19 protein-coding genes and 3 pseudogenes are annotated in these 26918 nt (G+C 65.8%); all 22 read right to left on the bottom strand.

The window, feature by feature from the left end:
* Positions 1 to 33: 33 nt before the first annotated feature.
* The 22 genes and pseudogenes from ACFQDH_RS15830 to cofG all read right to left on the bottom strand — a co-directional run bounded on the left by ACFQDH_RS15830 (position 34) and on the right by cofG (position 26900).
* Positions 34 to 1317 (bottom strand): IS110 family RNA-guided transposase, encoded by a 1284-nt coding sequence (locus ACFQDH_RS15830; RefSeq protein ID WP_382399183.1) that lies wholly within the window; start codon positions 1315 to 1317, stop codon positions 34 to 36.
* A gap of 403 nt (positions 1318 to 1720) precedes the next feature.
* Positions 1721 to 2119 (bottom strand): VOC family protein, encoded by a 399-nt coding sequence (locus tag ACFQDH_RS15825; protein WP_382403376.1) that lies wholly within the window; start codon positions 2117 to 2119, stop codon positions 1721 to 1723.
* Complete coding sequence (locus ACFQDH_RS15820) at positions 2119 to 2712, bottom strand: zinc-binding dehydrogenase (protein WP_382404879.1); 594 nt, start codon at positions 2710 to 2712, stop codon at positions 2119 to 2121. The genes ACFQDH_RS15825 and ACFQDH_RS15820 overlap by 1 nt, the downstream gene beginning before the upstream one ends.
* 173 nt (positions 2713 to 2885) lie before the next feature.
* A pseudogene (locus ACFQDH_RS15815) lies at positions 2886 to 3113 on the bottom strand (NADP-dependent oxidoreductase); the annotation flags it as partial.
* A gap of 122 nt (positions 3114 to 3235) precedes the next feature.
* Positions 3236 to 3985 carry an aminoglycoside adenylyltransferase domain-containing protein gene (locus tag ACFQDH_RS15810; RefSeq protein WP_382403375.1) on the bottom strand — a complete coding sequence of 250 codons (750 nt, stop codon included), beginning with the start codon at positions 3983 to 3985 and terminating at the stop codon, positions 3236 to 3238.
* A gap of 286 nt (positions 3986 to 4271) precedes the next feature.
* Positions 4272 to 5594, bottom strand: a complete 1323-nt coding sequence (locus ACFQDH_RS15805; RefSeq protein WP_382403374.1) for an SMODS domain-containing nucleotidyltransferase — start codon at positions 5592 to 5594, stop codon at positions 4272 to 4274.
* Positions 5591 to 6766, bottom strand: a complete 1176-nt coding sequence (locus ACFQDH_RS15800; RefSeq protein WP_382403373.1) for an SAVED domain-containing protein — start codon at positions 6764 to 6766, stop codon at positions 5591 to 5593. The genes ACFQDH_RS15805 and ACFQDH_RS15800 overlap by 4 nt, the downstream gene beginning before the upstream one ends.
* Before the next feature lie 320 nt (positions 6767 to 7086).
* Complete coding sequence (locus ACFQDH_RS15795; RefSeq protein WP_382403372.1) at positions 7087 to 7812, bottom strand: uracil-DNA glycosylase family protein; 726 nt, start codon at positions 7810 to 7812, stop codon at positions 7087 to 7089.
* A gap of 716 nt (positions 7813 to 8528) precedes the next feature.
* Positions 8529 to 9182, bottom strand: coding sequence for a pyridoxal-phosphate dependent enzyme (locus ACFQDH_RS15790; RefSeq protein WP_465253878.1), 654 nt, complete (start codon positions 9180 to 9182; stop codon positions 8529 to 8531).
* A 124-nt stretch (positions 9183 to 9306) separates the two neighbouring features.
* A pseudogene (locus tag ACFQDH_RS23940) lies at positions 9307 to 9414 on the bottom strand (cysteine synthase B); the annotation flags it as partial.
* A gap of 144 nt (positions 9415 to 9558) precedes the next feature.
* Positions 9559 to 10251: an NYN domain-containing protein gene (locus ACFQDH_RS15785; RefSeq protein ID WP_382403371.1), complete on the bottom strand. Its 693-nt coding sequence runs from the start codon at positions 10249 to 10251 to the stop codon at positions 9559 to 9561.
* Between the two features lie 251 nt (positions 10252 to 10502).
* Positions 10503 to 12065: a hypothetical protein gene (locus ACFQDH_RS15780; RefSeq protein WP_382403370.1), complete on the bottom strand. Its 1563-nt coding sequence runs from the start codon at positions 12063 to 12065 to the stop codon at positions 10503 to 10505.
* 116 nt (positions 12066 to 12181) lie between these two features.
* Positions 12182 to 12532, bottom strand: coding sequence for a hypothetical protein (locus ACFQDH_RS15775; RefSeq protein WP_382403369.1), 351 nt, complete (start codon positions 12530 to 12532; stop codon positions 12182 to 12184).
* Positions 12533 to 13007: 475 nt separating this feature from the next.
* Positions 13008 to 14768, bottom strand: a complete 1761-nt coding sequence (locus tag ACFQDH_RS15770; protein WP_382404878.1) for a DEAD/DEAH box helicase — start codon at positions 14766 to 14768, stop codon at positions 13008 to 13010.
* Between the two features lie 198 nt (positions 14769 to 14966).
* Complete coding sequence (locus ACFQDH_RS15765) at positions 14967 to 15875, bottom strand: pentapeptide repeat-containing protein (protein WP_382403368.1); 909 nt, start codon at positions 15873 to 15875, stop codon at positions 14967 to 14969.
* A gap of 96 nt (positions 15876 to 15971) precedes the next feature.
* Positions 15972 to 16115, bottom strand: a pseudogene (locus ACFQDH_RS15760) (pentapeptide repeat-containing protein); the annotation flags it as partial.
* 26 nt (positions 16116 to 16141) lie between these two features.
* The gene (locus tag ACFQDH_RS15755; RefSeq protein ID WP_382403367.1) at positions 16142 to 16942 is read right to left on the bottom strand and encodes a pentapeptide repeat-containing protein; all 801 of its coding nucleotides are present in this window, start codon (positions 16940 to 16942) and stop codon (positions 16142 to 16144) included.
* Positions 16943 to 16959: 17 nt separating this feature from the next.
* Positions 16960 to 20055 (bottom strand): NHL repeat-containing protein, encoded by a 3096-nt coding sequence (locus ACFQDH_RS15750; RefSeq protein WP_382403366.1) that lies wholly within the window; start codon positions 20053 to 20055, stop codon positions 16960 to 16962.
* Between the two features lie 66 nt (positions 20056 to 20121).
* Positions 20122 to 22323 (bottom strand): eCIS core domain-containing protein, encoded by a 2202-nt coding sequence (locus ACFQDH_RS15745; protein WP_382403365.1) that lies wholly within the window; start codon positions 22321 to 22323, stop codon positions 20122 to 20124.
* 85 nt (positions 22324 to 22408) lie between these two features.
* On the bottom strand, positions 22409 to 22783 hold the full coding sequence (locus ACFQDH_RS15740) for a hypothetical protein (RefSeq protein WP_382403364.1): 375 nt from the start codon (positions 22781 to 22783) through the stop codon (positions 22409 to 22411).
* Positions 22784 to 23187: 404 nt separating this feature from the next.
* A complete protein-coding gene (locus tag ACFQDH_RS15735) occupies positions 23188 to 24630 on the bottom strand; it encodes a flavin-containing monooxygenase (RefSeq protein ID WP_382403363.1) in 1443 nt (480 codons plus the stop codon).
* Positions 24627 to 26900: a 7,8-didemethyl-8-hydroxy-5-deazariboflavin synthase CofG gene (cofG, locus tag ACFQDH_RS15730; RefSeq protein ID WP_382403362.1), complete on the bottom strand. Its 2274-nt coding sequence runs from the start codon at positions 26898 to 26900 to the stop codon at positions 24627 to 24629. The genes ACFQDH_RS15735 and cofG overlap by 4 nt, the downstream gene beginning before the upstream one ends.
* Positions 26901 to 26918: the final 18 nt, after the last annotated feature.

Below are 26918 nucleotides of genomic sequence, written 5' to 3'. Positions count from 1 at the left end.
GGCAGAGAGTCCGGGGTTTGCCAAGTTGGACTGTCAGGCTGCTGGTTCGATGGTGACGTGGTAGCCGAGGGCTTCCAGGCCGCGAACGTGGTTTCGGCGTTTGGCTGCGGTCGAGACGTGGCTGTCGTAGTGGTCGGCGCCGAGGTCTTTGAAGTGGCTGTCGGGGTCAGCGAGCAGATGCCAGATGATCACCAGGAGCGATCTGCCGACGGCGACGATGGCTTTCTTCTTGCCTCGACGGCGGGCGATGCGGCGGTAGCGGGCACCGAGGAAGGTGTCGGTCCGGCCGACGCCGACAGCGGCCTCGCCCAGGACCCGGGCGAGGTAACGGTTGCCGTGACCGGTGGAACCGTTGCCCTTGTTCTTGCCCGCGCTGGACTTGATTCCTGGGGCGAACTTGGCCCACGACGCAAGATGCCCGGCGGTGGGGAACCGGGTCATGTCGGTCCCGATCTCGGCGAGGATAATCGCGGCTGCGGTGGCTTTGATCCCGGGGATTTCAGCCAGTCGTGCCACCGCATCACCGAAAGGGGCCAAGTGCTGCTCGATCTGGGCCTCCACTGCCGCGATGTCGGCATCAACGGCATCGATCCGAGCCAGCATCCGAGTCAGCAAGAACCGGTGGTGCGCATCGAAGGTGCCCACTCGCAGGCCGGCAAAGGCTTCCTCGAGCAAGCCGATTTTGGGTCGCATCCGGGAGCGTGCCATGTCAGCCAGCTTCCTGGGGTCGCGTTCCCCGGCGATCATCGCGGCCATCATCGCCCGCCCGGAGACCCCGAAGATGTCCGAGGCGACCACGGACAGCTTGATGCAGGCGTCTTCCAGCAGTTTCTCCACCCGGTTCTTCTCCGCGCCGCGCACCCCGACCAGATCGACCCGGTAGCGGGTCAGGTCCCGCAACCGGCGGATCGGTGGCGGCGGCACGAAACTGGGGCGCAGCATCTGACGCTCGGCGACCTTGCACAACCACACCGAGTCCAACACGTCGGTCTTCGGGCGCCCGGGCAGATGCTTGACGTCCTTGGCGTTGACCAGCCACGGATCCAGTCCGTGGGCCTCGAACAGGTAGAACGGTGGCCGCCAGTAATCGCTGGTGGCCTCCATCACCACCCGCTGGATCCTCAGGTCGACCAGCCGCTGCGCCAGATCGCTCAACGCACCGACCATCGTCGAATGCGTGGTGACTTCCTGGATCCGACGTTTCTTGCCCGTCGGTGCGGGCAACCGGACACAGCACACGACCTCTGCCTTGCCGATGTCTAACGCGGCGACCCGTTCGATGATTTGTTCGTCGTCCTCTGATTCTGCGAAGACCATCACCTGCTCCCTTCTGTCGGTTCGGTCACTGGCACGTGTGACCGCCCGGGGGAACTGCCAGGGCATCAAGCGAATCTAGTCCTCGCGCTCACACCACGACTCCGGTGGAGTCCTGGATCGGCAGCATTGAAGGGCCCACAACACGGTTCCCCACCCGGCTAGACGACGGCCTCACAGGACCATAGGGAAAACGGCGTCGACCGGGCGGCCACCACACCATTCTCAGCCCGGAACGGGCGCCCCGACAGGGGCACTTTGGCTAGACAGCAATGTCGACCCATTTGGACCTCTCCACGAGCAGTAGGCCCAACCCGCGGACCCCCGACCGTTTGTGCAAAAGAACCGCCTGACGCGCGTGCGGAGTCAAATGTGCCAATGGCGCTTCGGTGGCGTTGTGAAACCTCTACTCGAGCCGGGCCTCGTCGATGGTCGGCTCGAAGAGTTCGACCGGGTTCCCGGACGGATCCTCGGCGATCGTCTGCTTGCCGCCGACGCCGTTGACGATGTCGTTGCGGAACCGCACTCCGTGGTTGCGTAGCTCGGCGACAAGGGACTCGATGTCGTCGACCTCGAGCGCAAAGCGGTTCCAGCCACCAGGGCTGGGCGCTGTGCCATCGACCATCGCCTGGCCGCCGCCGGGACCGCCACCTGGAGCAGAGAGCACGAGCCGCAGATCGCCGTGGGCGAGCATCGCGAAGGCCGGCGCCGGGTGCATCACCTCGGTGAAGCCCAGGCGATCGACGTAGAACGCGATCGCCTCGTCGACGTCGTGCACGATGTAACGGACACTGACCGTAGGCATCAGAGGTCCTTCCTGGTCGGGTCCTCGCCGACGCGGACGAGCAACTTGCCGATGCTACGCCCGGTGAGCAGGCCGCGGAATGCTTCGGGTGCGTGCTCCAGCCCGTCGACGATGTCCTCCAGGTAGCGGACCTTGCCGTCCCGGATCCAGGCGGACATGTCCTGTTGGAACGCCTCGTAATGCGTTGGTACAAATTCGGATTGGATGAATCCGCGCACCGTCAGGCTCAATGTCAACACCCTTCTCATGAAGCCCGGCAACTGGTCCGGACCATCAGGTCGCTCGGTGGCGTTGTAGCCGGCGACCAACCCGCACACAGGCATCCGCGCGTAGAGGTTGAGGCGCTTGACCACTGCCTCGGTGACCGGGCCGCCGACATTCTCGAAGTAGACGTCGATGCCGTCCGGTGTTGCCGCGGCAAGGTCGTCCACGAAGGTGGGCGACCGGTGATCCACTGCTGCGTCGAATCCGTAGGTCTCCGTGAGGAGTTGACACTTCTCGGGACCACCGGCGATGCCGACCGCTCGGGCGCCCTTGACCTTGGCGATCTGGCCGACGGCCGACCCGACCGGGCCCGCGGCGGCCGCGACCACCACGGTCTCCCCGCCTTCGGTCGCCCCAGCTCCAGCAGACCGGCGTATGCCGTGAACCCCGGCATGCCCAGCACGCCGACAGCAGTCGACACCGGTGCCTGCTCGGGGTCGAGGCGCTGCAGGTGCTTGGCGTCCGCCACCGCGTGCGTCTGCCAGCCGGTGTAGGCCAGCACGATGTCGCCCACAGCGAGCTTCTCGGAACGCGACTCGAGAACCTCACACACAGTGCCGCCGAGCATCACGTCACCGGGCTGCAGCGATGCGGCATACGACTTGGCGGTGCTCATCCGACCGCGCATGTAGGGGTCGAGCGACAGGTAGATCGTCCGCAGCAGCACCTGCCCGTCGGTGAGCGCGGGCAACTCGACGGTCGCCGTCTCGAAGTCGCTGTCCTGCGGCATACCGACCGGGTATGCCGCCATCCGGATCTGCGTGGTCGTTGTCATTCGTGTCCTCACTCGAAGGGTGGCTACCGGGTCGCGGTGGACCAGTTTCGAGGCTAACCAGCCCAGCTGGGACTACCTCACGTCCGGGTGCCGACTGCGTCCAAAATGGTTCGCAGCACGTGCGTCACGTCGTCGGCCGGGATGATCGCGTTCGCGTCGCCGTGGCGTTGGCGGATCGCTTGCGTGATGGCGGTCAGCGACGGATCACGAGCAAACGCCCATTCGCCCGCCTGGGGTTTGGAGCAGTAAGTGCCCTCGACGTCGACGTGCCAGATACGGCAAGCGGTGAGCACCATGAGCTCGGCGTGCTCCGCGTCGTCCGCGAGGGTGAGCCATCGTCGAAGCCAGAACATGCCTCGGTCTTTCACCCACTGGGCCGGAACTGCGCCAATCACCTGCTCGACCGGCGCACCGATCAGCGAACGGCCAGTGGCACGCGCCATCGACAACTCGACGGCAACGTCTTCGTCCGCCTGCGCTTCTTCCACGTGCATCTCGTCCGGGTAGCGGGACACCTGGAGTTCAGTCGCCGGCGTGCGACTGGGCGCACCGGCGGTGGTTGACGTGACCGCGAGGAGGTCGATCGCCCGGGCCGCACCCGTCTCTGCAGTGCTGACTGCGTGAACGATCCGGCCGCGCTCCTCCTGGGACAGGCCACCGGGTCCGGTGATCAGCAGCAGGTCGATGTCGCTGCGGCCCGATGCAAAATCACCGAGCGTCAGGGACCCGTGCAGCACAGCGGCGCGAAGATTCGACCCCAAGATCGCCGCGCAGGTCCCGGCCAATGCGGTGGCCGCAGCCGCGGCCTGAAGTACGGCGTCACCCATAGGGCCATCGCCCTCCCGCGTCTGCCGCGAGAGGCTAATAGCATTGGCACACTCCGCCCACTGTGACGCGTCACTCGCAGATTCTTCTTCGGGAGTTTCAGTTCCCACCAGTGGCAACTCGCTCGGGTGCAGGGCACCGCGGAAGCGGGGTACGCGCCACCCGGATTCCGGCGAGCGTCGGACGATCCGCACCGATGAGTGGGAGTACGGCAATGATTGACGGGCGCCGCTCATGGGCGTAGGGGCGGGGCTGTGTCCGCCGAGGGGCCGCTGGGCGGAGCCGCAGCTACTCGATGGGCACGCCGTGGCGGTCCATGGCGCGCACCTGCCCGTCCTTAACGATGTACGCCTCGACGTAGTGACGACCTGGGTAGAGGGTGTTCTCCCGCTTGGTCCGACGTCCGTCGTCGGGCGTGATCTCGCCGCGTAGTCGATGCTCGGCCACGCCCACGTTCCGGACCTTCCAGTACACGTCGTACGGCTCCTGGACGTCGGTCGTGACCTTGAAGTCGAGCTGACAGTTGCGGGCCAACCAGCGAAGCCGGCGCAAGTCCTTCTTGCGCCACCCATCCATCAGCGCGGTCGCGTCGATGTGGGCGACGTGAGTCAGGTTGATGGTGAACCCGAACTCCTCGATGTACTGCTCGTTCGGGGCCCGCTCCAGCCGTACCGGGGTCGGGGGCGCCGACTCGGACGCCGACGCCGACAAAGCGACAGCGGGCGCCTTGAAGCCGTCGCCGAACACCTTCTGCCAGGCGGCCAGGCTGATCGCCTTGTCCGGTTCGTCGTACGCCTCGCTGACCCACGCGGCGTACTTCTTCACCATGGTCGTGAAGTTCTTGTACTGGCCCTCATTCCAGCGGTGGTTGAAGTAGGTGCCCGGGCACGACGGGTCCTCGAGCCAGGGCATCAACGGGTACATGTCGAGCCACTGGTCGAGGTCGTTAAGCATGTTCTTCAGCGCCGTCGGCACGTCCTTGTAGCGCTGGTCCGCGTCCCACGACGTGACGCGTTCGGCGACCAGCAAGGTCAAGATGACCGACGGGATGGTGAAGGTCTGCTTGAAGTCACGCAGGTTCTTCAGGAGACGCAAAACCTTGCGGAGGTTCTTCAGCGCGAAGTCGTCGCGCTCCTTCATCCAGCTGGTGAATCCGTCGGGATTGGTCTCTTCGAATTTCGCCTCGGCCCAGTTCACGATGACTTGGCGCCCGTCGGAGAGCTTGATGTACGGGACAACGTCGACGTGGCAGTCGTTGTTATAGCCGATGCGGACGCATCGGTTTTTCTTGCGGACCAGTGGCTTGTAGGTCGTGGACCGCTTGAACGCGTCCCGGACGGCGGTGATGTAGTCGCGCTCGGACCAATTGGCCTGCTCTTCGAGCTCGACGAGGATGTCGGCGTCGAACTCGTGGTTGTTCAACGGCTTGATGATCGTATTGTGCGCCCAGGATCCCTGCGGGATGTGCCCGACGAGGATGTCGCCGACCTCGTCATCCTCCTCCAAGGCCGACACGATCCTGCTGACGCGGGTGCCCAGCTGGTCCAGGCGGCTGCGGTTCAGGTTGACGGTGTCCTTGAGGAACGCCTCGTGGTACGCGATGAGCTTCATACCAGGTCCAGGGCGTGCTCGTAGGTGCCGTCGTCGGTGCGCCAGTAGATGGCAAACGTCGGATGGACGTGCGGGTCGCGTGCCTGACCGAGCGCGACAGCGGCCGCGAGCGGCAGCGCGCCAACTAAGTGCAGGACGGGCATTTTCTTGTCGGAGACCTCCAGGTCGGACAGCAGGGACCGAACCGCGTGCCGGAACGCGGCGACTGCTTCCGGCGAGTTGATGACGTCCACACCAGCCTGGGTGCCGCCGACGGGCGCGAGGACGTGACGGTTGAGGCCGCGCAGGTCCTGGGGCAGCTCATCGGGGTGCACGGTGCCGGACACGTTCAAAATCAGAACTGCGGGTGAGCTGGCGGCCGCGTCGTTTGCACGCTCGGACGTCACCCCGAACCGCGGCGTCGGCGCATCCGTGTTTGGCCACGCCCATGAGTCCGTCGAGCGGTGGCGCTGGTACAGCTCGACGCCGTACGTGTCGTCGAGGCGGCTGCCGAGGTACACCAGCAGCGGAAGCCGGGCGAACGCGAACACGCTGACGTGTTGCACGGTGCCGTCCGCGACGGCGTCCTTGAGCTTGTGCTCGATGACCTCGTTGATGGCAGCCATGCCGGTCTTCCAGTACTCGTTCGTGCCCTCGCCGGGCAGCCGTTGGAGGTCGATCTCGATGCCGTGGAGGTCGTGACTCAGCGGGAAGTCAGGGAACCGGTCGTCGGATTCGAGGATCGCCGACGACGCGGTCGGCCTGGCCAGCTCGACTGTGTTACCACGGATCCGCCCCAGCATCCGCAGGACCGTAGTGCCGCGATTCCGGTCCAGGCCCGTCATCCGGTAGATCCACGCCTCGTGGTCCCGTTTGATGGCGCGGAGCTTCTCGACTGTCATCACGTCGAGGGTGCCCTTGCGGTCCAGCTCGGTGTGCTCGTCACGGCACACGAGCATCAGGTTGTCGGCCTTCTCACGTTCGCTCTTGGGGAGCGGGTTTATGCCGCGCGGCGAACCGGGCGTCTGCTTGGCGCCCACGATGTGCGCGAGCTCGCCGAGCCGCATCGGGCGACGCGTCACCGTCCCCTCGAGCAGGTACCTCCCGCACATGGCGCACCGACCTCCGGACCGCAGGTACACCTTGAACCGCTCCGTGTCGCTGATGCGACCACGGCCACCATCACCTGCCATGCCCATCTCCTCACCCATCGTCCACCGGTGAGGTTCGAAACCCCTGGGGTACCTGTTCGCGCTGACAATCACGCGATCTTGGTCGTCAAGCGTATCGACCAGGTCCGACAGGGCCCGGCCTACACCACCGCCTACCAACGCCTGCCGTACCAGCCATTTGGCTTCGTCGTCGGACACCCCATGCCGTCGCAGGCTTTGCATGGCTCGACGAGCAAGAGCCTCACTGTGGAGTGGAAGCCCTAGGGGCTTGATGCACTGTCCTGCGTCATACCGCCGCGCAGCGGACACTGCTTCGTCGTCGCGACACCGACCCAGGACGACTAGCCTCCTGCACGTTCCAGTGCTCTGACGACAAGGCCGGTTGGGTCCGAACGCGGGTTAGTCCAGTCCGCAACGCTCGGATGGCTTAGCGTCACAACCTGGATACCGTCTCGGCCATGGTGGGTCGTACTTCGCCATCGACGCTCATTTGTCTCGGTAAAGGTATCGCTTGCCATTTCGCCGTTCGCGCCGACCTGAGCCCTGATCCACTCGCCTGCCGCCCGTCCAAAACAGACGACGACTCGAACGCCCAAGGCCGAAATGACCTTCTCGTGGACAGCCCAGCAGTCACGAAGAAGTGTCTTTGTGCGTTGAGCGTCCAGACTCTCAATGCGCGCGCTCCGAACAAAGATGGCATTGCTACTCGGCACCTTGCGAAGGTCACCGACCCCGCATGCGGAGATCAGGTGCCGGACTCGCCGCTGGAACGAGACCGCGCCAGGACCGAAATCCCGCCAGTCGTCTTCGAAGCCAGACCAGTCGCGCCTCTCGGGCCTGCGGGATGCCTCCAGATCGGACGCAATCGTGTAGCGGCCTAACTCTGCCTTCGAGGGGTCTCCACCCGGATTGAATCCCAGCAGATAGATCATCGATGGCTGCTCGAACGAAGTGGCGCCGGAGTAGAACACCTCGCCAAACTCTCGATATAGCTCTGTGGGCACGAGATCGAGCAGCTCATCGAAGAGCGTCCGAGAGTCGTCTGTTCCGTCCGGGTTCGTCCTCATGCGCCCTAGTCTGGGTGCGACGCATCCCTTAGGTACGGACGTGCACCGCCGAGCGCGTCATATCGCCGGGACGGGGTTGCGCTTGAGGGGGTCTGTGATCGATTCGGAGGGGACGACCTCGTCCATCGCGAGACCGCCTGCCGACACCGCCACCGTCTCCAAGGCCCCTAGTTGCATCGAGCGCATGTCGGTGTCGCTCGGCACGATGCTGGTATGGCTAACGAACCTATCCCGATCAGTCCAGCCGCATGGCAACGCCTGCAGTCCTTCGTGGTCTTCGGATTCATTCCTTTGATGACGCTTATCGGATACGTGTTCCTCCGCGAGTCGTTCGTACCTCCTCAAGTGGCCGGCGCTGTTGTTGGCGACAGCAGGTACGTCGTGGCGAGTGTGGGGGGACACGTACGCGCTCGGCCGAAGGCTCGCGGAACGACCTAATGACCGGGAGAAGATCTTGCGTGATCTTGGCCCTGGATACTGGTCCTGGGGCTTCGTGTGTGGCGCGAGTTGGTTGTCGCTCTACTGCGTAATGCTCCGCTGAGATCATCACTCGCGGCGCGTTTTGCCCGCGTATCCGTCCATCCGCTGACTCCGCCTGCAATTGAGCCGTAACGAGCCGTTCGTCATAGCCGCAAGTCGACCTGACGTTCGCGGACGGATTGGAACTTCATGACGCGCGTTAGGGAGTGGATGTCTCCGAGCGTCAGCCCAAAATCTCAGGAGGGGAACACGCCGCTGGAGAGGTACCGGTCACCGCGATCGCAGACCACGAAGACGATCGTCGCCCCCTCGACCTCGTGGGCCACCTGCAGGGCGGCCCAGCAGGCGCCGGCCGCTGAGACACCACCGAAGATGCCCTCCTCGCGGGCCAGCCGGCGGGCCGTCTCCTCGGCGTCCGTCTGGGTGACCTCCACGGTCCGGTCCACCGTCGACGGGTCGAAGATCTTCGGCACGTACTCCGGTGGCCAGGCGCGGATCCCGGGGATCTTGGAGCCCTCCGCGGGCTGTGCCCCGACGATCTGAATGCTGGAGTTTCGCGACTTCAGGAACCGCGAGACCCCGGTGATTGTGCCGGTGGTGCCCATCGCGGACACGAAGTGTGTGATCCGTCCGTCGGTCTGGCGCCACAGCTCCGGGCCCGTCCCGTCCTGGTGAGCACGGGGGTTGTCCGGGTTGCCGAACTGGTCCATGACCCGGCCGCGGCCCTCCCGCTCCATCCGCGTGACGACGTCCCGGGCCTCTTCCATGCCGCCATCTGCAGGGGTGAGGACCAAGTCGGCTCCGTACGCCCTCATCGTCTGGATCCGCTCGGTGGAGGCGTCCTCGGGGATCACGATGACCAGTGGGTAGCCGCTGATCGCCGCCGCCATCGCCAAGCCGATCCCGGTGTTGCCCGACGTGGCTTCCAGGAGGGTGTCGCCGGGGAGATCTCCCCTCGCGCCTCAGCCCCCGGATCATGGCAATCGCCGGCCGGTCCTTCACCGAGCCGGCCGGGTTGTTCCCCTCGAGCTTGGCGAGCAGCACGTTGCCGCGGCGTTCGTTCTCCGGCCCGGGTAGGCGCTGCAGACGGACCAGCGGGGTGTCGCCGATGACGTCCTCCATCGTGGGGTACACCGGAGAGTTGCTCACGCGCCGAAGTTTACGGTGGCGCACACCGAAGAAATCGCAGCACTCACCTCGACCCCGGTTCGAGGTGACTGCGTCTCTTCGCCGCGTGCTGACCGTGCTGGCTGCCCTCGGGACTGACTATCCGCTCTTCTTGATGCGGACGGCCACGCTGGTCGTGCCCTCGTTGCGGAACTCGTAGCCCGGGAGGCTCCTCAGCACCTTGGTCCACGTGGCCTTGCCGTGGTCCTTTGCGGACTGCCCGTGATGTTGGCGCATGTGGTTCGCCACTGCGCCGACTCGGGCCCAGCCCTGTTTGTCTGCGTTCCTTGCGATCGCGCCCTCGAGTAGCTCGGGGAGGGTCGGTTGCCTTTTGGGTTCTGGCTTCGACCGACCAGCGGGCGCGTCGTCGATGGGGACGAATACGGTGCAGGCGACCCGGAAGGACTGGGCGGTGTTCGCCCGGCCGAACCCAATGACCGTCGCGCCGCGCTCGCGCAGAAAGTGGGCCAGCGGGGCGTAGTCGCTGTCGCTGGAGACCAGGGCGTACACGTCTGGCCTGATCGTGTGGTGGAGGTCTACGGCGTCGATGACCAGGGCAAGGTCGGTGGCATTCTTGCCCTTCACCGGGTCGGACTGCTGGACCGGCCGGATTCCGCGACGGTTCAACTCCGGATCCCAGGCCTTGAGCGCGGACTTGAACCAGTTTCCGTAGGCCCGGCGAACGGCGAGTTCCCCATGGTCTGCGAGCGCCGCAAGCACCTGATCGAGGCTGCCCAAGGCGGCATTGTCGGCATCGATCAAGAGGGCGGCTACGGGCGCAGCGTCGGTCACGCCGAGCACCCTAGCGACATGCGCCCTCACCAGACCGCCGGTTGGCAACATGTTCGGTCGGGTCGGCGTCACAGGGCTTCCATGAGCGAGGACTCTAGGGCGCCCCTTCCGCCGCGAGCCGCGCGCTGGTCCGGACAGCGCCCCGAGATGCGTGCATCCGCTGCGACTGGCGCGTCCGGACATTGAGCCCGCTTCGCCTGGAGTCGCGCCGTCACACGTTCAGGTCAGTTCGGACTTCGACGAGGGGGTGTCTACTCGGAGGCGGTTATCGCGTCGGGGATTCCTGGCACCTCTGTGGCAGGGAGTGTCATCTGGCTCTGGAGCAACAGAGCGAGAGAGTCCAACTCCTTGCGGCTCCTTCCCTCCGCGGCCCAGTCAGCGAACTTAAGCTTTAGATCACCCTTCGCGGTAGTGATGTCCATCCGCGCTTCAGACCGATTTGGCTTTCCGGATCCGGGCTCGTAACGCACGTATCGAAGATCGCTTAGGGGGATGTCGTCAACGATCTCTCCCCTGGCGTAGAACATCTTCTGCTTGGCGACAACGACGCGTTCGTTCGTCACAGCCAGGACGAGCCAGTCATTTTGGAGTTTCCAGGCCCAGGCGTCGCGCGAGGATGACTGGTCTTGCGCGACAGTGATCGCAAGCAACTGCTCAGCCGGATGCAAGTGCCAGCGAATAATACGCAGGCTTCTCTCCACATCGTCGCCATCTTGGCGGGCCGTGATCTTTGGTGATGGCAGTGGTGGGTCGATCAGGCCCCACGCGTCGTGCAGTGTGGCCAACTGCTGGGCAAGCGCCTTGCCGGCATACGCCACCTGCTTGGCCGCGCGGCGCTTCCTGCCGAACGGAATACTTGCCGAGTCTTCCGCCTCCACCATGGCCGAGGACCGCCGAACGAGGGCGTCTATCAGCCCGGTGGCGTCGCGGAGGTCTTGAGCGTGCTGAAGGCGGGCGTTCGCAACAACGGTGATCAGGTGTTCTTGAGCAGTTGAGTCCCTATCGCTGTTGAACCGTATGTTTCCAGCACGGATGGCCTGGTAGGTGAACCAAGCCGCCTGTGCTTGCAGCAGCCCCTGAACGTCCGCGACGATGGCATCGCCGTGGTGGTCGAGGACCTCGCGCCGTTCTGTCGGCGTACTGGCGCGGTCGAGCTTTAGTAGGTGTTCATCTACCTTCCGCCGGAATCCCTCTCGGGCATCGCGAAGAACGAACTCGTTGCCTTGGACGTTTTGCCAGATATTGTCATTCACCGCGCCGATGGCTTGAGCCTCGGCTACCATCGCCAGCATTCCCTCGTGCTGCGCCCGCACCGTGGCCCAGCTGTCTGAGCGGAGTTCGACAAGTAGTGCATCAGTCAGCCGCTTTCCTTCTTCCACGAGCCGAATGATGTTGACAAGCTGCAGCTGGATACCTAATAGCGCAAGCGCCGGGGCAATCGTGGCGGCTGCCGCTGACAGAGTGGTCGCCCCCGCAGGTGTCCACTGGATGGTCTGAACTATCTGGCCGTTGCCGTTGGTCAAGGATCCAAGGTTAAACATGCCGTTCGACATGGGGGTGGCCCCCGCGCTAATCGCCTCGACCGTCGCGGGGCTGAGGCGTACCAGCCCCTCAAAGCTCCCTAAGGCCGCAGCGGCTCGGGCGCCCACGTTTCCTGCAGCCAGCGCTGCCGAGACAGTGTCCTCGAAGGATTTCCTCGTATCTCTCGGCAGGAGTGGAGCCCGCTCGATCGTGACGCCGTCCAGATCAATCCCACCGAAGACGGCAAACTCCCCAGCGTTGACCTCTACGAGGAGAGGCTGTTTCTCAGACATGCTTCGACTCTAGAGGCCCAGCCGAGCCTAGGTGCTTCTTACCGCCGCTATGTACACACCATGCGTATTGCTGTCGCCACTGGCGTAGCCGACTCAGGTGCGCAAGCGGTGCGCCGTCAGTGGAGACCCATGTGGCGAGCGACCGCGTCGCTGGCGCGCGCTTCCAGTTGATTGAACGCGGCGGCGACGTTCAGAATCGCCTTCTCGGTGGCGGTAGCCATGTCGTAGTTGGGGCGTTGAGGGTCCTTCTTGACCGACTTGCCCCGCAGCACGTTGACGTACCCTTCCCCAGACCCGAGCCAGAGTCCATGAACGATCCTGTGCCGGTCGTCTAGGAGGGACCGGTAGGTGCGCGCCATGTCAGCAGCTTCTGGATCATCGAGGCTCGAGACTGCCTCGGCGAGTCGCTCTCCGCTGGTCCACCAGTCGCCGTCGGGCCTGTCAGCCACGCCCCGGTGCAGAATCACCAGTTCACCGAAGGTGTCCTCGCATTGCGCTGCTTCGAGGACTACGTGACCAACAGCCTCGGCGAGCGACGGCGCAAACGGTGGCCGTCCGGCTGGAGGTCTGTTGGGCACAGCGTGAACATACCTAATCGCAATGACGGCGTAGAACCGGGCGACCGATTACTGCACGTCGCCGTATCCGCTCCGCGCGCGTTGCGTTCGTTGCCCTACAGAGCCGGGAAACCTTGCGAACCGGCGCAGCCCCGGCAGCACATTGCATACGCACGTCATTCCGCCGCGAGTGCGCGCCGATGCCATGGTCCACTTTCGCCGACTAACGAAGGTGATGATCTTTTGAACAAGCCGGCACGGAAACCCGCCGTGACAGCCTCGCGCCGTCCATGCACGGTCTTCATGCGATAAGGGAAGACTGTTGAGATCTGCCGGTCCCGCACACCGACCCCGTCCGGGCCGATGTTCCGGTGAGGCCGGCCGATCAGCCCTTCTGACGGGGCGCGCGAACCGCCCGGTCCTCGGAGGACTCCGTTGACCCCTGGGTGCCGTCTTCCTTAGCCAGGTCGATCAGCCTGCCCGAGATGCGGGTGGTGCGCAGCTTGTCCCAGACCTCGGGGGGCAGGTCGGTCGGCAACTCGACGAGCGAGAAGGCGGGTCGGATCGTGATGGCGCCGAAGTCGCTGCGGCTCAGGCCGCCCTCGTTGGCGATGGCGCCGACGATCTGGCGCGGCTGCACCTTGTGCCGCTTGCCGACGTTGATCCGGTAGCTCGCGAACGTCACCCGGCCGGGCCGGACGCGGCGTTCGGGCTTGGCTCCGCGCTCGGGCCGGTCGCCGTGCTCGGCACGATTGCCCCAGCTGTGCTTGGTGCCGGCGCCGCGGTCGGGCCGCTCGGCACGGACCGGTCGCTCGGTGCGCCGCGACTTCTCGGCGGCCGGGTCGAGCAGCAGCGGCTCAGCGCCCTGCGCCACCACGGCCAGTGCGGCGGCCACGTCGACCTCGGGCACGTCGTGCTCGCGGACGTAGTGGGCCACGATCTCGCGGAAGCCCTCAATCCGGTCCGTCGCCTGCAGCGCCTCGGTGATCTGGTCGTCGAAGCGGGCCAGACGCGTGGTGTTGACGTCCTCGACACTGGGCCAGGTCATCGGGGTCAGCGGCTGGCGGGTGGCCTTTTCGATGTGCTTGAGCAGATACCTCTCCCGCGGCGTGACGAACGAGATCGCGTCGCCGCTGCGCCCGGCCCGGCCAGTGCGGCCGATGCGGTGCACGTAGGACTCCGTGTCGGTCGGGATGTCGTAGTTCACCACGTGGCTGATCCGCTCCACGTCGAGGCCGCGGGCCGCCACGTCGGTGGCCACCAGGATGTCGAGGGACCCGGCCTTGAGCTCGTTCACGGTCCGCTCTCGGACGTTCTGGGCCACGTCACCGTTGATCGCCGTTGCCGAGAATCCCCGAGCCCGCAGCTTCTCGGCCAGGGTCTCGGTTTCGTTCTTGGTGCGGACGAAGACGATCATGCCCTCAAAGTTCTCGACCTCGAGGATCCGGGTGAGAGCGTCAACCTTCTGCGGATAGCTGACCGTGAGGTAGCGCTGGGTGATGTTGGCCGCCGTGGAAGTCTTGCCCTTGACGGTGATCTCGACGGGATCGTTGAGGTACTTCTTCGACAGCCGGCGAATCTGAGGCGGCATGGTGGCCGAGAACAGCGCGACATTCTTGTCGCTGGGGGTGTCAGCCAGGATTGTCTCGACGTCCTCGGCGAAGCCCATCTTGAGCATCTCGTCGGCCTCGTCGAGGACGAGGAAACGCAGCTGGGTCAGGTCGAGAGTGCCCTTGTCGAGGTGGTCCATGATGCGGCCTGGGGTGCCGACAACCACATGGACTCCGCGGCGCAACGCAGAGAGCTGTACGCCGTACCCCTGGCCGCCGTAGACGGGCAGGACCTTGACGCCCTTGAGGTGGGCGGCGTACTTCTCGAAGGCCTCGCACACCTGCAGTGCGAGCTCGCGCGTCGGGGCGAGCACGAGCGCCTGCGGCGCCTTCTGCGTCAGGTCCAGGCGGGACAGGATCGGCAGCGCGAACGCCGCCGTCTTGCCAGTGCCGGTCTGCGCGACGCCGACGACGTCGCGGCCCTCCAGCAGCGGCGGGATAGTCGCGGCCTGCACCGCCGACGGGGTCTCGTAGCCCACGTCGCGTAGCACGGCCTGCACCTTCTCGGGCAACCCGAGCTCGGCGAAAGTCGGCATATCGCGTGCCGCCGGGGACCCGTTCGCTACATCACTCACCCGCCAACGGTAGTGGGTGAAACACCGGGCCCCATTTCCACCCACAGCGAGGTGTGGAACAACGAGGTCGCGGGCGGCTCGCGAGGCGCCAGAGACGTTCGAATGGGTTATGGGGATGCGAGCTGCCTGCTCGGCCCTGAAGTCTCCCGACGCTCCACCTCAGAGTGAGCAGGGTCCGTTGTTGCCTGCCGGGCAGGTGGTGTTGCTGGTCGTGGTCCCGAGCTGCGTCGGCCCGTAGTGGAAGGCGACCGGGACCTTGACGCCGCCGAAGCCGCTGTAGATCTTCTCGAAGTCACCCCCTGACGTCGAGACGGTTGCCTCGCGCATGTTGAGCCCGTCCATGTTGGCGCCGGAGAAGTTGGTGCCCTCAAGGTGAGCGGTATAGACGCTCGCAGGGGTGTGGGTCGGGTCGCTGGACGGCGTGAGCGAAGTGGCCGTGGCCCCGTTGTCCTGGAAGCTTGCACCGGTGAGGTCGGCAGCGGCGAAGGAGGCAGCCGACAGCTGGGAGCCGTTGAAGGCGGCCAGCACCACCGAGCATCCGTCGAACTTCGTGAAATTCATGGTCGCTCCGACTGCGCTTGCCGACTGGCTTCCGCTCACCGCTGCCGCCGTCACGAAAAGCGACCCGGAGAAGTCGACACCGTCGCAGTGCGCACCGTTGAGAATCGTGTTGAACAAGAATGCGTCGGTGACCACGGCTGCCTCCAGTTTGTCCCGCAGCGCGGCCCCGGGCTCCACGCCCAGCGATGCGCCGGGCGGGCTTACCAGCGGCGCGCCCTCGGCGATCAGGTAGGCGCTGTCCAGGTTGGCGAGAGTCAGGTTGGCGCCGCTGAGCTTGGCGCCCCTGAGCAGTGCGTTGCGCAGGGTGGCCCCCTGCAGGTTGGCCCCCTGCAACTGAACCTCATACATCCGGGTGCTCACGAAAGATGCTCCCGTCAGATCGACCCCTTCCAGCCGTAGGCCGTTGGGCAGCAGGGCATGGTCGGCCACGAGATGGCGTATGGCAGAAGGGATCTGGGTGATGTTGGCGCCGGTGAGGTCCAGGTAGGACCAGTCGGCGGCAAGCACCGGGAAGGGCACCGTCGAGCCGACAAAGGTCGTGCGAGAAGTGGTCGAACGAGCGAAATGCGGCGCGGGGTCGAACTGCGCGGTGCTGAGGTCTGACCCGTCGAAGTGGGCGCCCTGCAGGCTCGCGCCGTGCAGAACCGTCCCGCCCAGATGAGCGCCGTCGAGATGTGCACCCTCGAGGTGCGCGCCGGTCAGGTTGGCGCCGGTCAGGGTCGTGCCTCGCAGCGACGCCCCTTGCAGGAACGCCCCTGCGAGGTTGCGGCCGGTCAGGTTGGCGTTGTCCAGGACCGCTCCTCGAGATGAGCCGAGGCTGCCCCGGCGATCGTGGTGAGGTCCGAACCGGTGAAGTCGGCCTGTGCCCAGGTCTTCGCGGTGGCCAGGTCATGGCCCCCGAGATGTATGCCGCGCAGGTTCGCACTCGTGAAGTCCGCGCCGGAGATCGACGTGACGGCGGTCAGGTTCGCACCGGCCAACCCGCACTTGACCAGGTTCGTTGCCGCCAGACTGAGCGCGCCGAGGTCGCGGCCGCTGAGGTCGGTGTCATAGCCGGAGTTGGTGATCTGCAGGAGCGGGAGCAGATCGCCGCTGACTCGGATGGGAGCCGGGCTTGGCGAGGAGATGAAACTGCCGTCGCCGACACTCCACTCGTGGGGATACCAGCCGCCCGACTCGGCGGAAAGGTACTGACCCGGGAACGAACCGGCCGTTGCCTGCAGCGAGATCCTCGCCTGGCCGAGATTGGAGACCCGGAAGGTCTGCTCGGGCCCGATGCTGTCGGAGGAGTATCCCCCGTTCACGCCATACCAGAGCAGCATGCTGCCATTGCGGTAGCCGCCCGGCATGGCCTCGTACGAGTTCCAGTAGTACGTCCACACGTGGTTGTCCTGGTCCGCCACACCGGCCGCGAGCGCGACCTCACTGTTGCCGAGGTTAAAGACGGCCCAGCCGTCTCCGCTCCCTCCGAGCACTGCAATGACGAACCCGCCGGCATACCGGTACTCGCCGGTGCCGATCTCCGCGCTGCCGACACCGTCGACCGAGAGCTGCCAGGTTGTGATCGGATCCATCGGGTGCGTCTCCTCGGTCAGTGGGCGGGCGTGTGTGGCAGGTATTCGCTGAGTGAAGGCTCGGTGCGCCCGCCCGGGCCTGCGATCTGCTGGAAATTCAACGTGTAGATGTTGCGCCACAGGTCGACGGTGAGCCCGCCGGCGACGAGCCCCTGTTGGTGAACCAGGTGTTGTCCCGTCGGGGTGTAGATGTCCAGGTGGAAGTCGGACGGGTCGTAGCCGTTGCCGTTCTGGCTCAGGACGTAGGCGTAACCCGCGACATCCGCGCTGAGCGACAAGTAGACGACGCTCGCGCCCTTCGGCGCGTGCGGTACGAGCGGAACCCAATAGGGCGTGGGCGTGCCCGGGAAGGCCGGCACCGGATGCCCTCCCCGGCTGAAGGCCTGGATCCGTTCGTTGCGTGCCTCCAGGACGAGGATCGTCTGGTCCGGTCTGATGCAGGTGAGGGCCGGGGCTCCGAGTCGTCCCGGTCCCGTGCCCGGACCGAGCGGCATACAGGCCCACGGAGCTTGTCTATCTGGGGTGCCGGTAGTGGCGAGCCGAAGGATCTGCATGTTGTCGGCGGACGGATTGACCCCGACGACATAGCCGTTGGAATGTATGGCGAGCGAGGTCGGCATGCTGGCGAAGCGGCCCCAGCTCGTGCCGCGCGAGAGGTCGAAGCGGCGCGACGGGTCGTCAAAGGGAACACGCGGGCTCGTCACCGCGCTGACCTGCCTCAGGTGGTAGCCGGTCTGCGGGTCGCCCGTCGGGTCCAGGAAGAACAGGCCCGGCCCGGAGAGCGGATCGCCGCCCGCGGTTCGCACGTAGAGCAGCATGGGTGTCTTGGAGTAGCCCTCGGGTGCAGTCATGTAGCCGGCCTGCGGCCACGTCGGGCTGCTGTCATCGGCGAGCGCCTTGAGGCCGATGTTCTGCATCGTGCTCAGCTCGGTATCGGCGTCCGTGTCGATCGGAGGTATGCCGAGACCGGAAGCCTCCCAGCCGTAGCCGAGGATGCCGAGGTCGTCGCTGATCGTGATCGCGTTGAGCGCCTCGAGGACGTGCCCGGCAGGCCCGCTACCGAGGTTCTCGGCGGTCTCGGTCGGTGCGTCGGGAGTCTCGTGCCACTCGTAGCCGGCGCCATCGGTGTACGTGAGGAGCTGGTTGTGCACGTAAGCGGTGTCGGCGCCGATCGGATAAAGCTGCTGCTGCACCTCGATGCCGAGAGCCAGTACGCCGCTCTTGGCGTCGTTGATCTCGTTGACCACCGTGTCCGACTGACCCTTGCCGACGCCCCAGCCCTCCGCCGAGAACATCGCGACGACGAAAGTGACCTTGCCTCCGACGGGCACCTTGTCCCAGCGGATCACCAGTGATGCCTCTTTGCCGACATCGATCGGGCCCGACCAGGTGCGCGTCGTGTTGTCGCTGTACTGCGCGGTGACCGTGACGTTCGTTGCCGTTGCGGGGAACTCGCCGGCGTGCCCGTTCTCGTGTGCTGGGGTCAGGGTGATGACTGCGTCCATGGTGACCGTCAGGTCGAACTCGACGACCCGTGGCGAGGAGACGACCTCGCCGATCGTCTGGGCGAGCTGCATCGCGGCGGCCTCCATCGCCAGAGCCTTCAGTGCCCAGCCGACATACGGAATGGACTCCTCCGCCTCCTCCAAGCCGAAGTAGAGGGCGAGTTGTGCTGCGACGTCGGCGGCGGTCAGCACCTTGGTCACGATGGTGCTCGTCAAGGAGATGAGGGCGTCCTTGATATCCGCCCCCGTGTTGGGGTCGTCCGTGAAGATGTCTTTGCCGATGGTGTAGACGTCGAGTGCCAACGTCGCGAGGAACGGCACGTTCTTGAACATCGAGTCGAAGAGGGCGTCGCTCTCCTCGCCAGCGGTCGAGATCAGGGCGTAGGTAGGGATGGCCAGGTCGATGATCGACGTCATCGCGATGCCGATCCAGGCTGCCAGCGGATCCCAGTCGTTGCCGGACGTCGTGCCGAGGCTGCCGACGAGCAGGCGGACCTTTCCCACGGTGCCCTCGTCCTTGGGTAGGGCGAAGGTGAGGTTCTTGTCGACCTGCGACACCGGGATGCCGAGGAACGTGGTCTCGGCCCCGACAGTGCCGCAGAACTTCAGGGTGTTGTCGTGGCTCTCGATGAGGTCGAGCAGCTCCTGGCCGAACTTGTCGTCGAGGCCGAGGGCGAGCCAGGCATCGACGAGTGGCTTCATCGCGCCCTTCATCAGCTCGGTCCAGATGTTGTCGGGCACGACCATCGCGGTGCGGCCGTCAGCCTTCAGGAAGCTGACGAAGACCGACAGGTGGCGCAGATAACTGTTGGTCACGGTCAGGTCGAGGACGAAGTCGTCGCTCAGGCCGTTGACGGTGAGCCCCACGCCGTAGTTCGGGCCGCCGTCGGCCAGGCTGACGTGGTAGCCGGATGCGTTGCCGGCCGCGGCCGATCGGGCCGGTGCGGCATGCGGGCTCATGTCGATGTGGCTGACGCCCGGGTTCAGGTGCCAGCGCGCGCCCTGCAGAGTGTCGTCGCTGTAGATCGCAGCCTTCGATTGCCCGCTGACCGGCACCGCCGAGTTGGCGACCATGGGCGCGAGTTCGTAGGTGTAGTAGGGCTTTCCGTTCGATTTGAGGATCGGATGTCCAGCTTCGTCAACCATCGGCACCGGGTCGTTCCAGTGCGCGCCCATGGCCTCGATCGCGAGTCGCAACCCCGGCAGGTTCGAGGCCGCGGTGAGGTGGCCGAGCACCTTGTCGGCCGTGCCCGGGGTGAGCACCGAGACACTCGGGTTGAGGAAGACGACGGCCTGGGCGACGTCGGCGGCGGTGAAGATCCTCGATCCACCAGGGGTCGAGACCGCCAGAGCCGCGAGGGTCGGGAAGCCGTGCGCGTCGGGCGGACCGAGGACCTGGTAGAGCCCGACCTTTCCCGGCTTGGCGGCGACGGCCTGCGCGAGATGCGTGGGCGGGGCACACCCGAACCCATTCAGGCCCGCGGCGTCCAACGTCTCGGGAGTGTGCCGGGCAAGCGGGTAGGAGTTGCCGGCGAAGCGGAGTCTGTAGTCAGCGCTGGCGTGCGCGTCGCCGAGGAAACTCAGGTCGAAGTGGACGGTTTCGGTCACGGCGTCTGCTCCTTTTTTCAGAGACCTAACGTGGTGAGAGCGAGCCGGTGGCAAAGGCCACCCGGGTCAGCTCCACTCGATCTTTACGATCCCCGGGTCCGCGCTGTTGAAGGCAACGGTGTGCTGCAGCTTGTTCGCCCTGAAGATGCTCAGGGAGTAGCGGTCGCCGGTGCGGTCGGTGAAGTAGAGGTACATCGACCCGGAGAAGGCGCCGTGCGGGCCTTCGGCGACGACGCTGACGACGTAGCTGTAGAAGCCGGACTGCTTGGCCAGTTTCACGCTGTAGACCTTGGCGCCGCTGTTGCCGACGATGCAGGAGCTCAGGTCCTCACTCTCGTTCATCACCACGCTGCCGCCGGGCTGCAGGCAGCCGATCTCGGATCTGCTCGTCCCGCTGGTCTTGCCGGCGTCGTTCGTGCTGAACGGGGCGGTGCTGCCCGGCGGGACCCAGCTGCCGGACTGGTCGACCGACACGACACCCAGGTCCGGCATTAGGTAGGACCCGCCGCCGAACGCCCAAGTCTGGTTGGAGTTGAACACTTGGTCGGACCGGCACAGATTCCACAGCTCTCCGCCCGGCGCGTGCCAGTCCTCGAGCGAGACGAGTTTGCCGTTGCTCTGCACCTTGCTTGGGAAGAGCGCCTGGATCTGCTGCACGGTGGTGTCGGTGCCGCCACGCGCGAGGATGTCGGCGATCGACTGCTGCGACAGCTGGGCTGCGGCACTTGCAGCCGCGGCCCCCGTGCCGCCGTTCAGCATGGTGTCGTCACCCCAGATCACGTAGTCCGGACCTTGGGCGGAGGCCGCGGCGACCGATCGTCCGTTCAGGACGTCGTGCAGTTCGTTGGTGACGATCTGCACGATCGGGCTGTCGAGCATGGCGAGATAGGACTGGTAGGCCTGGTTGACGTCCTGCCCTGCGGCCGCCACGACGCCGGAGTTCGCCATCCGCTGGGCGAGAGTGGGCTGTTCCTCGGTGGTCTGCGGATCGGTGCCGATCCCATCATACGCCGGCTCATAGAGATGGCGATTCGTCAGGCCCGACTGGTTGGCCGGGGTCAATGTCTTGAACGCGTCCCAGTTGTAGACCGGCAGCAGCGGGACTCCGGTGGCCCACTCGATGAACCACTGCATGACCAGCGTCTTGTTGACCAGATGCCCCGCGGCGAAGGAGTCCTGCAAGAAGTGGTCGGCGTAGCCGTGGGCGAGCCACGCTTGCCGCACCAACTCGCTGTTCCCAGTCTGGTAGGCCTGTTTGGCGGTCGTCACGGCAACGGAGTAGGAGGCCTTCCATCGCCACCAGGTGTATGGCGCGAAGTGGCAGGCGTTGCGGGCCAGTGACCCCTTGTAGTGGTCGCGGCCACTCGGGCCGAGGCCGTGGGTCAGGGAATCCAGCTGCTCTGTCTCCAGGATCGCGGCCACCGAGCCGGGGCAGAAAGACTTGAGCCACGAGACGAAGTCGGGCTGCTTGTCGGGCGTCGTGCGCAGGGCGTTGAGCTTCTCCCAGCCTTGGTGACGGACCATCTGCAGGATCGGCAGCATGATGTCCACCGAGAGCTCATCGATCTCGGCCGCTCCGGTCAGGAAGTCGGCCATCGTGTTGAGCTCGCCGTAAGTGACCTTCAGCCCGCTACCCGTGAGGGTGACCATCCGCACCGGGAATCCCGCCAGGGCGGACACCTTCGCGGGGTCGATGTTGGTCGGGTTGGCGCCGAGGTAATCCAGCAGCGCGCAGGCGCTGGCCAGGCCGGCATCGCGGTCTCCCGTGCTGCCCTGTCCGGCAACAAGGGCGCTGAGCAGGTTGGTCGGGGTGTCCCCGAGCAGCCGGTGCTCGAACGAGTCGTGGCCCTGGAGTCGGCATACCGGCGCCTCAGCACGACTGCGGCGCGGTGGCAGAGGCCGGTCGTATGCCGCGAGCTGCCCGAGTGTGTCCGCTTCGGCCTCCATGGCCGCCGGGGAGTCGTCGCGTCGGTGCCAGCGGGCACCTTCGGTCTGCTGTAGGACGTGAACCAGCTCGTGCGCGAGCACGGCCCGCCGGGCGGTCGGGCCGACCCGGAAGAGTGCGCTGCGGTCGAGGTAGACCGTCGAGCCGAAGGTTGCGGCGACCAACCCACGACCGCGCAAAGCGGACGAGATGCCAGGCCCGCCTACCCATCGGATTGCGGCCGGATCGACTCCCACCCGATCAGCCAGTGCGGCCAAGCTGCCGCGGCCTTGAGCGGGTTCGGCGTGAGCGGTATAGGAATTCCCGGTGTCGAACGCACGCATATGTGTCGCCCCGTTTCAGTCGGTGAATCGCGAGATAGTCCGAACAAGAGATAGCCCGGACAAGTATTCGGCGCCTAGGTGACGCTTACGAACCCCACTCGATCTTGACAATTCCTGGATCGGAACTGTTGTAGGCGACAGTGTGCTGTAGCTTCTCCGACTTCCAGATGCCCAGGGCATATCGGTCGCCAGTGCGGTCGGTGAAGAAGAGGTTGAACCAGCCGGAGCCGAAACCATGCGGGCCTTCGGCGACGACAGTGACGACGTAGTTGTAGAACCCGGACTGCTCGGTCAGAGTGACGGTGTAGAGCTTCGCGTTGCTGTTGCCGACAATGCACGGGCTGAGGTCGATGCTGCCGTTGATCTCGACCTGATCCCCGGGGTTGAGCGGTCCGCCGACGGGGACACTCTCACCGCTCTTGCTGCCACAACTGTCGTTCTTGAAGGCGACATTGCCCATGAAGGGACTTCCTCTCGGAGACGGCCACGGCGGGTTCAGTGGGAGCTCGTCGAGTCTTCAGAATGAAACACGGAACAGGTCAGAGGTATCCCCGCGAAAACATGAGTCAATCGCCCGAGTCAGCTCCATCCCGTCCCCAAATTGTGCGCCCTCCAAAGGACCGTTGTCAACGATCCTGTCGGGTTTCGAGGTTCTCACAATATTTGATGCTTCTGCGGCGCGCATGCACTCGGGATGGAACTGCCAATTAGTTTCCACTCGGGTAAGTTGGCTACTCAGCGGCAGTAAAGGAGATACTGCTTCCCGGTCCGCTCGAACGCCGTCTCGAAATCACCGTCCTTCGGCATACCGGGCGGGTATGCCGCCATCCGAATCTGCGTGGTGGTTGTCATCATCTCGGGCCTTCATGGAGATATGAAGACCGTCGGGTCGAAGGTGCTGTTGAGACTGCGGAACGTGGTGGCGCGTTCGGGCCACACCAGGGTCAGTCGGTCGCTCGACCCGTCCCGATACCAACTGGAGCAGTTGCCGTGCAGCCACACCGTGCGGGCCGCCAGCCGGTCGATGAGGTCCGTGTAGGACTGCTCGGCGGTCTCGGTGACCTCCAGCGGATGCCCGCCTGCCCGTAGGTGATCGAGCGCTCCGAGTACGTAGTCGAACTGCGCCTCGATGACCTCGAACGCGGAGTGGTGGCCGAGCGCCGAGTTGGGTCCGTCCAACACGAAGAGGTTGGGAAACCCGTGGACCACGGTCGAGGCGTAGCTGGTCATGCCGGTGGACCAGTGCTCCGCCAGGCTGCCGGTGCGGCCGGTGACGATCCGCGCGAACGGCGGCCGGGTCGCCTCGAAGCCGGTGGCGAAGATCAGCACGTCCACCTCATAACGCCGCCCAGCTAGTGACATCACGCCCGTCCGGTCGACCGCTTGCAGTGCCGATGCCTCCAGGACGACGTTCGAGCGCTGCACGGCAGGAAAGTAGGTGTTGCTGAACACCGCCCGCTTGCAACCGATTTCGTAGTCCGGCGTCAGAAGGTCCCGCAGCCGGCCTGCCGGGACCTGCCCGTGCAAATGCTCTCGAGCGGTCCGTTCCAGCTCGGCCGCCGCTGGCGAGCCGTGCAGCCGTGCGGCGAAGAGCTCTTCGGCGTCGCGAGCGAGTTCGGACCGGCTGGGCCGCGCTTCCGTGGGCGTGTAGGCGCGGTCGTTCCTCGGCAGCACCCAGGCCGGGCTTCGCTGGAAGACAACCAAAGACTCGACGTCCGAGGCGATTTCGGGGATGAGCTGGACCGCACTCGCGCCGGTTCCGACGACGCCGACCCGCAGCCCGGCCAACGAGCGGTGATCCCAGCGGGATGAGTGAAATGCCCTCCCGGCGAACTCGCCGAGCCCGCTCACCTGGGGCATGCGCGGCTCACTAAGTCGCCCGGCGGCCATCACGAGTGCGCGCGCCGTGATCGGACCCTTCGCCGTGTCCAGCTGCCAGCACTCGTGATCGGGGTCCCAGCGGGCCTCGTTCAGAGCGCAGTTCAGTCGCAGGTGTGGCAGGAGCCCCTCCTGCTCGGCCGCCTCACGCAGGTATTCATGTATCTCCGCACCGGGCGCAAAACGCCGTGACCACAACGGATTCGGTCGGAACGAGTACTCATACAACGTGCTCGGTATGTCGCACGAAGCCCCCGGATAGACGTTGTCCCGCCAGGTGCCACCGACGTCCGCGCCACGCTCCAGGATGACGAAATCATCCTGACCGGACCGCTTGAGGCGTATGCCGAGTCCCAGCCCGGCAATCCCCGCGCCGACGATGGCGACCTGCCGCATCGCCGTGCCCGCTGCCGCGCTCTCAGCGGTCATGTCACGTCGTCATACGTGGTTGTTCGCTGCCGGGTGGGGCGTCCGATCTCGGCGGCGAGTCGCTGCACGTCCGCCACAGTCAGTTCACGACCCTGCTCCGGGCCGGCGAGCGGGTCCAGGTCCCCGTCCAGCAGCACCCCGCCTACGTCGTCCGCTCCCCCGGCGAGCACCAGCTGAGCGCCGCGCAGGCCGAGCTTCGTCCACGCCGCCTGAACGTGATCGATGTGGCCGGTGAGCATCAGCCGGGCGACCGCGTGCACCGCCCGTGACTCCCGAAGCGTCGGCCCGCCACGATGACCCTCCACCCGGACCGGCGACTCCGTCGGCAGCCACGGCATCGGAATGAACTCGGTGAATCCGTTGGTACGCATCGCAATCGACGCGATCCGCCGCAGGTGTTCAACCTGCTGTGCGGGGGTCTCGACGTGCCCGTAGACCATGGTCGCCGTGGACCGCAGCCCAGCGCCGTGAGCCGCGACGATGGCGCGTTCCCACTCGCTGACCGGGATGTCCTTGCCCGCGGTGAGACGGGCACGCACCGTGTCGTCCAGGATCCGGGCGCCGGTGCCGGGCACGGTGTCGACGCCCGCACCCGCCAAGGTGGTCAGCCATTCGGACAGCTCCAAACCGGCACGCGCCGCGCCGTCGAGCACCTCGACCGGACGGAACGCGTGCAGATGCACCGGTCCGGCCCGCTTCACCGCCCGCGCGAAGTCCAGATAGCCGGCAGCACCGAGGCGTGCTGGCACAGGTCCCTGCGCGCAGATCTCGGTCGCGCCCAACGACATTGCCTCATCAACGAGTTCGGTGATCCGCTCCTCCGACAGCCCGAGCGAGGAGTCGAGGTTGCGGTTCACGGCATACGTCACCGAGTCACCGGCATGGGCGGCGCGCACCCGATCAGCCAGTGCGGCGAGCGCCTCCAAGTCATCACCATCGGCATGCAGGAGGGCGACATATTCGGCGTCGCTGAGCCCAGCCGGATCCGCTTCGGCCCGCTGCAACACCGACTCCAGATAGGCATCCCGCCGGGCCAGCCCGTAGCCATCAGCGAGAGCCGACACCCGAGGGAACAAGCGGTCGTCGAACCAGCCGTCGCCGTGCCCACCGGCCGTGCCGCGAGCGTCCCGGATGTAGTGCGGATGCGTGGTGAGCCGCTCGCGCAGTGCGTAACCCTCGGCTGCCGTGTATTCGGCCAACTCGGTGATCTGCGGCCAGGGCCGTTCCGGGTTCACGTGATCCGGGGTCAACGGACTCACGCCACCCCAGTCGTCGATGCCGGCCCGGACCAGCAGCGACAGCTCGGCCGGGTCGGTCAGGTTCGGAGGTGCCTGCACCCGCATATCCGGGCCGAGCAGCAAGCGGGTGACCGCGACCGTCGCGACATACTCCTGAGTCTCCAGATCGGCGCTGCCCATCATCGCGGTCGCCGGTTTGGCGCGGAAGTTCTGGACGATCACCTCCTGGATGTGTCCATAACGGGCGTGTGATTCACCGATCGCGCGGATCGCGTCCACTCGCTCCGACGGTGTTTCACCGATCCCGAGCAGCACGCCGGTGGTGAACGGGATCGCCGAGCGACCCGCGTCCTCCAACACCCGCAGGCGCACCCCAGGGTCCTTGTCGGGAGACCCGAAGTGCGCTTCACCCGGGGTGTCCCACAGCCGGGTTGAGGTGGTCTCGAGCATCATCCCCATCGACGGAGCGAAAGGCTTCAGCCGTTGCATCTCCGACCAGGACATGACTCCCGGGTTGAGATGTGGCAGCAGCCCCATCTCGTCGAGGATCAGCTTCGCCATGGCCCCCACGTAGTCCAGCGTCGAGGCGTACCCGTTGCTGTCCAGCCATTCGCGAGCGCTCGCCCACCGGGTCTCGGGGCGGTCGCCAAGAGTGAGCAGCGCCTCCTTGCAGCCCAGCTCCGCGCCGGCGCGAGCGACCTTCAGCACGTCGTCCGGACTCATGAACGGGCTTATGCCGGCAGCTGCCAACTTGCCGGGCGACTGGACGAAAACGCAGTAGTGGCAACGATCGCGACACAAGTGGGTGAGGGGAAGGAACACCTTGCGCGAGTAGGTGATCACGTCGCTGCGACCAGCCCGCGCCAAGCCCTGGTCGCGCACGGCACCAGCCACGGTCAGCAGTCGTTCGAGGTCCTCACCACGGGCGCCGAGCAGTGCCGTCGCCTCCGACTCCGACAACTGGCTCCACGGCTCAGCGAGGGTCTCCAGCCGCTGGATGGCATCGGCAGTCAGGTCGGCGCATCTCCGCATTGATCCACCGTAGTCACG

It is taken from the genome of Flexivirga alba, assembly GCF_042661025.1.
Taxonomy (GTDB): domain Bacteria; phylum Actinomycetota; class Actinomycetes; order Actinomycetales; family Dermatophilaceae; genus Flexivirga; species Flexivirga alba.
Note: the sequence above shows the minus strand (reverse complement) of the source record. Positions and strands in the feature narration are given on the sequence as shown.

Excerpts from the sequence above, each read along its gene's own strand:
- ACFQDH_RS15830 (WP_382399183.1), bottom strand. The coding sequence starts at position 1,317 with ATGGTCTTCGCAGAATCAGAGGACGACGAACAAATCATCGAACGGGTC.
- ACFQDH_RS15825 (WP_382403376.1), bottom strand. The coding sequence starts at position 2,119 with ATGCCTACGGTCAGTGTCCGTTACATCGTGCACGACGTCGACGAGGCG.
- ACFQDH_RS15810 (WP_382403375.1), bottom strand. The coding sequence starts at position 3,985 with ATGGGTGACGCCGTACTTCAGGCCGCGGCTGCGGCCACCGCATTGGCC.
- ACFQDH_RS15805 (WP_382403374.1), bottom strand. The coding sequence starts at position 5,594 with ATGAAGCTCATCGCGTACCACGAGGCGTTCCTCAAGGACACCGTCAAC.
- ACFQDH_RS15800 (WP_382403373.1), bottom strand. The coding sequence starts at position 6,766 with ATGGCAGGTGATGGTGGCCGTGGTCGCATCAGCGACACGGAGCGGTTC.
- ACFQDH_RS15795 (WP_382403372.1), bottom strand. The coding sequence starts at position 7,812 with ATGAGGACGAACCCGGACGGAACAGACGACTCTCGGACGCTCTTCGAT.
- ACFQDH_RS15790 (WP_465253878.1), bottom strand. The coding sequence starts at position 9,182 with ATGGCGGCGGCGATCAGCGGCTACCCACTGGTCATCGTGATCCCCGAG.
- ACFQDH_RS15780 (WP_382403370.1), bottom strand. The coding sequence starts at position 12,065 with ATGTCTGAGAAACAGCCTCTCCTCGTAGAGGTCAACGCTGGGGAGTTT.
- ACFQDH_RS15770 (WP_382404878.1), bottom strand. The coding sequence starts at position 14,768 with ATGCCGACTTTCGCCGAGCTCGGGTTGCCCGAGAAGGTGCAGGCCGTG.
- ACFQDH_RS15755 (WP_382403367.1), bottom strand. The coding sequence starts at position 16,942 with ATGGATCCGATCACAACCTGGCAGCTCTCGGTCGACGGTGTCGGCAGC.
- ACFQDH_RS15745 (WP_382403365.1), bottom strand. The coding sequence starts at position 22,323 with ATGCGTGCGTTCGACACCGGGAATTCCTATACCGCTCACGCCGAACCC.
- ACFQDH_RS15740 (WP_382403364.1), bottom strand. The coding sequence starts at position 22,783 with ATGGGCAATGTCGCCTTCAAGAACGACAGTTGTGGCAGCAAGAGCGGT.
- ACFQDH_RS15735 (WP_382403363.1), bottom strand. The coding sequence starts at position 24,630 with ATGACCGCTGAGAGCGCGGCAGCGGGCACGGCGATGCGGCAGGTCGCC.
- cofG (WP_382403362.1), bottom strand. The coding sequence starts at position 26,900 with ATGCGGAGATGCGCCGACCTGACTGCCGATGCCATCCAGCGGCTGGAG.